Annotated in this window: 4 protein-coding genes; all 4 read left to right on the forward strand. The window is 71.3% G+C overall.

Annotated features, from left to right (window positions below):
• Positions 1 to 663: 663 nt before the first annotated feature.
• The 4 genes from E5N76_RS29100 (at position 664) to E5N76_RS29110 (ending at position 7,929) form a co-directional block, all read left to right on the forward strand.
• Complete coding sequence (locus E5N76_RS29100; RefSeq protein WP_149541487.1) at positions 664 to 1,770, forward strand: hypothetical protein; 1,107 nt, start codon at positions 664 to 666, stop codon at positions 1,768 to 1,770.
• Positions 1,771 to 1,892: 122 nt separating this feature from the next.
• Positions 1,893 to 2,849 carry a hypothetical protein gene (locus E5N76_RS29105; protein ID WP_149541488.1) on the forward strand — a complete coding sequence of 319 codons (957 nt, stop codon included), beginning with the start codon at positions 1,893 to 1,895 and terminating at the stop codon, positions 2,847 to 2,849.
• Between the two features lie 65 nt (positions 2,850 to 2,914).
• The gene (locus tag E5N76_RS29970) at positions 2,915 to 3,085 is read left to right on the forward strand and encodes a hypothetical protein (protein ID WP_187830486.1); all 171 of its coding nucleotides are present in this window, start codon (positions 2,915 to 2,917) and stop codon (positions 3,083 to 3,085) included.
• On the forward strand, positions 3,082 to 7,929 hold the full coding sequence (locus E5N76_RS29110; protein ID WP_149541489.1) for a hypothetical protein: 4,848 nt from the start codon (positions 3,082 to 3,084) through the stop codon (positions 7,927 to 7,929). The genes E5N76_RS29970 and E5N76_RS29110 overlap by 4 nt, the downstream gene beginning before the upstream one ends.
• Positions 7,930 to 8,497 lie beyond the last annotated feature (568 nt).

The raw sequence follows: 8,497 nt of genomic DNA on the forward strand, positions 1-8,497 counted from the left end.
GACCTCATCCCCAACATGCCACAGCCGCGCCTTGCGCCGCTGATGCAGGGCTTCGCCAAGGCCGTGGCAGATGCCAACCTCTTCGTGCGAGCCAACGCCGGTTCAAAATGAGGGGATGGGTGAGGGCTCCGAAGGCATGATGCACGCTATCCTGATCTTGGTCAATAAATATTGTTATTCGGTCACGGGGGTATTTAAAGCATCCGCCTTATATTCCTGGGAGCGAAGTACATCCCCCGTTCGGAACTTATCTCCCATAGGGCCCCCTACCCCCCCGGGGAGGGGTTTCGTGCCTTGATGAAATCTCGTCACCCCCGCTCCGACAAAATTTGGGCGATTTCGTTGACTTTGACCGCCTTGGTTCATGCTGCCTCGGCCGTTCGGCGGTACTGGCCGCCGCGGCCAGCATCGCCGCACCGGCAGACAAACGAGCGATTTCCCTGCCGGCGCGATCAGGGCATCAATTCCGCTGCTCACGTCCAGCAATGCGAGAGGCCTTTCCTGCATGCGCCAAGTCCCCCGCCTGTCGCGCGAAAAGCTGTACGCCCTGGTCTGGTCAAAGCCTGTCACCGAAGCGGCCAAGGAGTTCGGGTCTCCAATGTGGCGCTGGCTAAGGAGTGCAAGGCCCTGGACATACCGGTTCCTCCACGCGGCTATTGGCAGATGAAGGAGCCCGACCGCGCGGCCTTGGTGAAGGATCTACCACCATTGCCGGTCGGCGCCTCCCGTGCCCGGAGCGATCACAAGCAATCTCCACTATTTCCCGCCACTCGACCGGAGCCTGCGAAGCCGGGCACCGATGGCGCGTCCGAGCCCATCTCGCCCTCTGCTTTTGAGCCCATCGAAGTCGCGCGGCAGCGGATCGACGAGCTTGTGGGCGAAGTCAGCGTTCCGAAGAAGCTCGACCAGCAAGGAGGGGTGGTGGGCCGCCTGCTGCGGGAGGACGAGCTGCGCCGGACGGAAGCCCGATATCCCGCGCACGCGACGTCGGACACGCCGCCAAAGTTCGAAAGCGCCATCGAAAGGCGACGGCTGCGTTTTCTCGGCGCCTTCATCGGCGTGATGGAGCGCCTGGGATGCGACGTCAAAGGCAGCACTCATGCCGGCGAGCGCTTCTGCATTGTCGTCGCCGGGGTGGAGTGCTGGGTCCGCATTTTCGTCGATCGGCTTGAACCGGCAACCCGGGGACACTGGCAGGCACAGCCTCGGCAACGCCGAGCCTCTGAATGGATCCGGCTGGATCTCATCCCCGACGGCGGATCTTACTACGTCGAGGACTACCAGAGAGTTAAGCCGGAACGCACCTGGCAAGAAGAGGATGGGGAGCGCATCGAAGATCGGTTCGGGGAGATCGTCCGCGAATTCCTGCTGATTGCGGAAAAGCGCACGCGCGCCGCGACAGAGCGATGGTACCGGCACCGCCTTGAGGGTCAGGCCAGGCAACAGCGGGAGGCCCGAGCCGAAGCGGAGCGTGTGGCGGAGGAGGCCCGGCGGGCTGAGCAGGAACGCGCCAAACAACAGGCAGCAGCAGCCAGAAGACGCCAGGATCTGCTCCGCGAAGCGGCCGATATAGTGGAAGCGGCAGATCGTATCCGCCGCTTCATCGACATGGCGATGCAGAGGCGCGTGCCCGATGCCAGCACTGACGCTGCGTTCGCCGCATGGCAGGCGTGGGCGACAAAGGAAGCCGATGCACTGCAATCGGCCGCCATGGCGCGGCTCGCCGAGCAGGTCGAAAGCTTCAAACAAGCCCCTATGGTCGATGACTAAATATGCTTCGAAGGCCGTGCAAATCGGCCGCCGACGAGGGTAGCCGCATAAGTCATCAACCGGCATTGACTACATGAGTACATAGCAGGCTTGCCGTGCTTTCCACGTGGTTACGAGATAGAATGGGCATCTTCATTCCTGTGGAGCTCGCCCCCGCCGTGCCCGCCACCTACGCCAATCCCTTCTTCAGCAGCCCGGCCCTCGGCCAGGCCTTCGGCAATCTGGCCCGTGCCTTCGGCCCGGATCCGGAGGGCGACGCGCGGCGCATCGCCACCGCCGCCCAGGCACGGCTATACGGTGCCCAGGCCGACGAGGTGGCGCAGCGGATGGGCGCGGCGAGCGAGCTCGCGCAGCTCTTCGCCAACCCCGATCCGGATGCGGCGGCCCGGGCGGCCTACGCCGCCGCGGCGCGTGGCGGCAATCCGCAGGTCATGGCGGCGCTGCCCGCCTATGTGCGGGGCTTTGCCGCGGCGGCCGGTGCCGATCCCGGCCGGCTGGCGCAGCTCTTCGTCGGCGCCGGCGGGCCCTGGGGGCAGACGGAGCCGGGCACGCGTTACGTCGAGGGCGAGGAGACGCGCCGGGCCTACGGCGTGACGGATCGTCAGCAGGCGGGCGCGATGGCGCGCGAGCAGGTGCAGAGCGGCGACCGGCGCTACGGCGTCGACCAGGGCCGCGCCGGCGCGCTGGAACGCACCCAGCTCGAGGAGACCGGGCGCAACAGCCGCATGGCGCCGGAGATCAACCCGGGGAACGTCGTGGTCGTGCCGCCCGGCAGCCCCCTGACGCCGCGGGCGGATGAGAGCGGGAGGATCGCCGGGCCGCCGGCGCCCGCCGGCGGGCGCGCCGATCGCCCGCCCCTCGACGTCAGCCCGGCCGAATCGGCGCGGCTCGCCTCGGTGGCGCTGGAACTGCTGGGCGATACGGAAAAGGCTGGCGAGCCGACCGGCACGGTGCGCTCTCGCCACAGGCGAAGCTGTGGATCGCTAACCGGGCCTCCACGCTGTACCAACAGAGCCGCGACGCGGGGTCGGCGGCGGCCCAGGCCGCCCGGGAATTCCAAACCGCCTGGCGGGCAGTGAATCCGAACACCGTGCTGCCGCGGCCGGACCAAGTGCGGGGCGCTTTCGCCCGCAGCCGCGTCACAATGGATCTGCCGCCGTCCCTAACCAGCAACGCCCCGCCGGCGGCGCGGGACGTGCCGGCCGCACCGGGAAGCGGTCCCGGCGCGGATCCGCTGGAAGGCCACACGGCCACCAATCCCGCCACGGGGCAGCGGATCATCCGGCAGAACGGCCGCTGGGTGCCGCTCTCGTGAGCGCGCTGCCCCCGGGCTTCGTGCTCGATCCGCCGCCGACCAGCCCCGTGCCCAACGGCCCGGCGATGGCGGACGCCATCGGCTCGCTTCCGCCCGGCTTCGTGCTGGACGACGTTCCGCCCGGCCCGGCCGCCCACGCCACCCCCTCCCGCTTCGGCGTCAACGCCGCCGAGGGCTTCCGCGGGACCCTTCTGGGTGAGGCGATCGAGCGTGCGCGCTCCGGCCAGGTCGCCGGCTTCGCCGCTGACGCCGCCCTGCGCGCTGCCGACGAGGCCGACGCCGCGGGTAGCGCCTTCGGCTTGGAGCGCAGCAGCGATGCGTCCAGCCCCTATGCCGGCATCCCGGTGGCGCGGCTGCGCGAGCTCGGCCAGCAGGCGCAGCAGACCGCGCAGGCGCGGGGCCAGGACTATCGGGAGCACGTGCTGCCGGCGCGCCGCACGGAGGAAGCCGCGCTGCCTCCGATTTCCGGCCCGCTCGAGGCGCTGACCGCGCTGGCCGGCCAGGTCGCCGGCGGCGCCGCCAGCCCGGAATCACTCGTCGGCCCTGCCGGCGCGCGCGTTGCGCGCCAAGCCGGCGAAACCGCCATGCGCTACGTCGGCCGGCAGGCCGTAGAAAGCGGGCTGCCCAATGCGGCCGTCGCGGCCACGGCGGATCCGGTCGTGCAGGCCGGCGAGATCGAGCGCGGCCGGCGCGCGGCCTACAGCCCGGCCGATACCGCCTTCGCCGCGGCGCTGGGCGGGCTGATCGGCACTGGCCTGCCCGTCAGCGTCGACGCCGCGCGCAGCGTCCGCGCCTGGCTGGCCGGCCGGCGCCGGGTGCCGCCCGAGGCGATCACCCCCGAAGAGGTCGCCGCCGCCTGGCGCGATCCGGATGTGCAGCGCGTCGCCGAGGCGAACGGCATCACTGACCCGGCCGATCCGCGCGTCGCGCTGCTCGAGCCGCGGGTGGACGCCGCCCGGGCTGCCGAGGCGCAGCGCGCCGCCGTCGCCCCCAGCGTCACCGCGGCCGATCTGCGCACCGCCCGGGAGGCGGTGGAGGCCGGCGCCGATCCCGGCGCCGTAGCGCCGCCGGCGCGGCAGCCCGTGCCCGATACCATCGCCCTGCCGGAGGGGCCCGGCGTGCCGATGCGCGGCACGCCCGACCCGAACGCACCGGGCATCGAGGCCGGCGTGCAGGGCCGCGCCCGGCCGGAGGGCTACGGCGCGCTGGTGCCCACCGAGCCGCAGCCGAATCGCATGACGCCCGGCGAGATCGCCCGGGCACGCGCGCAGATGGAAGGCGGCAATCCGAACGCCGCCGAGCCGCCGCCCCGCTTCGTCGCGCCGGAGGGCGGGGCGCCGCGCACGCCGGACCAGGTGCAGGGGGACCGCCAGGCGGCCGAGGCCTTCCGCATGGCCGAGGCGCAGCGGGCGCGCGTCGCGCCCGACACCCGCGACACCCAGCCCGCGCCGCGGCCGGAGGGCGTCAGCCCGCAAACCGTCCACCTCGACCAGGGCTTCCCGGTGCGGATCCTCGGCCGGGACGACCAGGGCTTCGTCTCGGTGGAGCGATACGACCCGCGCACCGGCGACGCCGCCGAAGGCGCCGTGCCCTACGTGGTCCGGGAGCGCGAGCTGGAAACCCGCCAGTACGCGACGAATCCCCGCCAGGCGCAGGACTTCACCGCGCGCAGCGGCAGCCCGCGCAATCCCGAGATGCCGCGCGAGGCCGGGCCCGGCCGGCCGCAGCAGGAGCCACGGCAGACCTACCGGGCCACGGCGCCGGATGCCAACGCGGAATTCCCCGGCGCCACGCGCCCCGGTCCGGCGGAAGGCGAGCCGCCGCCCGGGCGCAGCCCCTTCCCGGAGCAGCCGGAGGGCTCCGCCGGTCGTCGGTGGTCCAGCGCCGAGGAGGCGGAGCGCGCCTTCCAGGAGCGGCGCGCCCAGGCCGAGGCCGAGGCGCAGCGCGCCCGCGAGGCCGGGGAATGGAACGCCGGCCAGCGCAGCACCAACACGCCCGCCGGCCAGGACGCCGACGGCCGCTGGCGCATCCTGCCGGGCGGCTATGTGCAGAGCGATGTCGGCGGCCCGGTGCGTTTCGCCGACCAGAAAATGGCGGCGCGCTGGATCCTGAACCGGGGCCAGAAGCTGTCGCCGGACCAGTTCTTCGAGATCGCCGTGCACCCTTCAGGCGAAGGCTTCACGGTGCGCGAGGCAGGACGGAATGCCGGAGCGCCGCCAGGCGGGCGGGCTGCGGCGGGGGAAGCTGGCGGCGGGCCGGCTTCGGACACCCCGCCGCGGTTGGAGGGTCGCGCCCTCCCTCCGGCTCCTGAAACGCCGGCCGACCGGCAAGCCGTCGTCGCGGCGCTGCGACGCGCCGGCGTGCCGGAGGAGGAAATCCGGGCGGCGACGCCGGAAGCGCGGCGGGCACGGTTGGATGCCCTGGCCACGGCGGACAGCACACGTGCCGCGGCTTCCGCCAGGACGAATCCCCCGGCGCAGGGCGAGGCGAATGTCGGGCGTGGCGCCCCCGAAAGCAATGGCGGCGGCCCGGCCCTCTACGCCAATCCGCTGGACCCCGCGGCGATCCGACGGTTCATCGCCGATCCGGCGATGGCGGGCGTGCGGAAGCTGCGCGAATTCCTCGTCACGAGCACTGCGCTGAACGGGACGGAGCGCGTCGCCCGCGTCCTGCTGCACTCGAAGCGCGCGGGCATGGACTGGATCGCCCGCCGCTACCCCGACATCCCCGAGGCGCAGCAGATGCGCGACATGCTGGCGACCGATCCGGGCGCCGGCCGTGTCATCGCCGAGACCTACCAATACGCCTACGAAGCCCGTCACGCGCAGATGGGCAACCGGCTGCGGAACATCCTCGGCAAGGACATCACCGCCGAGGCCGAGGCGAAGATCCGCGACGAGCTCATCCATGCCCGGCTGCTGTCGCCGCTGGCGCGGCGCGTGCGCAATCTGCTCGATGAGCAGCACGCCTACCTGACGACACGCGAGCTGCGCGACGCCGGCCTGGATATGGGCTACGTGAGGACGCGGTTCTTCCCGCGGCGCTACAAGGTCGACGCCATCCTGGCGGAGCCCGAGGCCTTCCGGCTCGATGCGGAGGCCTTCTACCGCCGCCGCATGGGCATGGATGCCGACCAAGCCAAGGAGGCGGCGCAGGACTGGCTGGTGCGTCTCGCCGGTGTCGGCCCCAGCTACGCGCACACGCCGATGTCCGCCCGGCACACGAAGGGCCGGACCCTGCCGGCGGAGGCCGACACCGATCTCGCCCGCTGGCTTGACACCGACCTGCGCGGCGCGCTCGACGACTATTTCCGCTCCACCTCGCGCCTGGCGGAATTCACCCGTCGCTTCGGCGTGAACGGCCGCGACGCGGACGCGATGTTCGACACCATGCTGCGCAAGGGCATGGCGCCGTCGGACGTGTTCCTGATGCGGAAGTTCTTCCAGGGCGCGACCGGCACGCTGAACAGCGTCGGCAGCGGTCCGCTCACCGCGGCCGCCGATTGGATCCAGACCGCGGGCACGGCCGCGCTGCTGTCCCGCGCCGTGCTCTCGTCGCTGGTCGAGGGCCTGGCCGTGGGTGCGCGCGCGGGCGATATGTGGCTCGGGGCGCAGGCCTTCGCAGATTCGTGGCACCTCGTCTTCAACAGCGGCGCGTTGCCGGATGCGTGGCGCGCCGCGGAGCTGATCGGCGCCATCAACTCCAGCCTGACCGACGCTGCGGCCGCGACGGCCGCGAGTGCGGAGACGGTGCGCGGGGCAATGCCGCAGCGGATCGTCACCGGCATCGTCCGGCGGACCGGCCTGGCCGGCCTCACCGAGCGCCAGCAGATCGCCGCCACCCGCGCCGGGCAGGTGTGGATTTCGAGCCTGCTGGACGATGTGCTCGACAGCACGCGGCGGCAGGCCAGTGCCAAGCGCCTGCTGGCGGAACTCGGCCTCGACGATGCCGATGCGCGGAAGGTGGGTGCCTGGCTGCGCGGGAACGGCGGCGTGCCCTCCACGGAGATCCTGCTCGACGGCGGGCGCGAAGGTGCCCTCTACCGCGCGGCGGTCGGACGCTTCGTGCGGGAATCCGTGCAGAACGCGCAGATGGTCGACCGGCCGCTCTACGCCGAGCACCCGGTCGGCCGGCTGGCCTACGGCATCACCAGCTTCATGTTCGCCTTCACCCGCAACGTGCTGCTGCGCGGCCTGAAGGAGGGCACCGAGGCGCTGACCGGGAATGGGCTGACGATCGAGGACCGGCTGCGGCTCATGGGGCCGCTGTTCGGCCTGGTGACGCTCGGGATGGCGCAGTTCGGCGTGAATTGGGCGCGGGACAACCTGCTGAACCCGCGGCAGGTCGACCGTCGGGAAGCGTGGGAGAAGGTCGCGCTGGCGCTCGATCGCACGGGCATGTTCGGCACGGCGAGCCCGCTGGTGAACCAGGTCGCCGGCATGCGCTACCAGCAGCATCCGGTAACGCTGCTCGCCGGGCCGTACCTGAGCTTCTATGCCGATGCGGCGGGGGACATCATGGCCGCGCTGGCGCCCCATACGAACAGCCCGGCGACCAACACCGCCGAGCACAATGCCGTCCGCTCGGTGTACCGCGCCATCCTGGCGCCGGCGGCGACGATGGGCCTGGCGGTCGCGCCAGGCGGGCCCGCGCTGGCCACGGCCTATGGAATCGGGATGGTGGCCGGCTCGCTGCCAGTCACGGCGCGCGCCGCGGCGGACGCTGTGGTGGGCGAGCGCAGCGAGCCGGGGAGCCGGGCCGGCGGCGGAGGGATCCGCGAGGCGGGTGGCATCCGCGGCGGCGAGGGTGGCGTTCGGGGGCAGGCGGCGGCCGGGTTGAGGTGAGCGCCGACGCGTTCCTTCCTGCAGGTCTAGCCCGGTGCATCAGAGTCGGTGGCGAACCCGTTGGCTCAGGGTTGGGCACCTCAGCGACAAAGGCATCGCGGCAGTTCGTTTACATGTTACGCTGCCGACCTTGGGGCTGATTCGGGGGTGCCTGGGCGCCGCCCTACAGCTCTGAAATAACTTGGGAAACAGCGAAAAATGGCCTCTCAGGGCGCCACCCCAGCCCAGCTTACCCTGGGAATTATCAAAGAGGTGGAGATCGACGGGGTCGCGATGGGCGTCCTGACCGACGGAACGCCCTACCTGACCGGCAGGGGTCTCGCGCGATTCTGCAGAGTACATCATTCGGCCATCCAGCGCATTCAAGAGGCTTGGGGTACGTCCCCACCCGGTGCGCGCGAATCGAAGATACGTGAGACGCTGCGCCAGCAAGGTATTGTACCCCTCAGGAATCCCCTCATTTTTCGTTGCGTGGTCTATAGGCGCGATTCGTCTGGGCTTGGTAGCCGTTCCAATGTGATGCGGGTTGGAGTTGTTCGGTGGGCGAGGCGGATCGGGGTCAGGCGAG

This window comes from Siccirubricoccus phaeus, from assembly GCF_008360935.1.
Lineage (GTDB): Bacteria > Pseudomonadota > Alphaproteobacteria > Acetobacterales > Acetobacteraceae > Siccirubricoccus > Siccirubricoccus phaeus.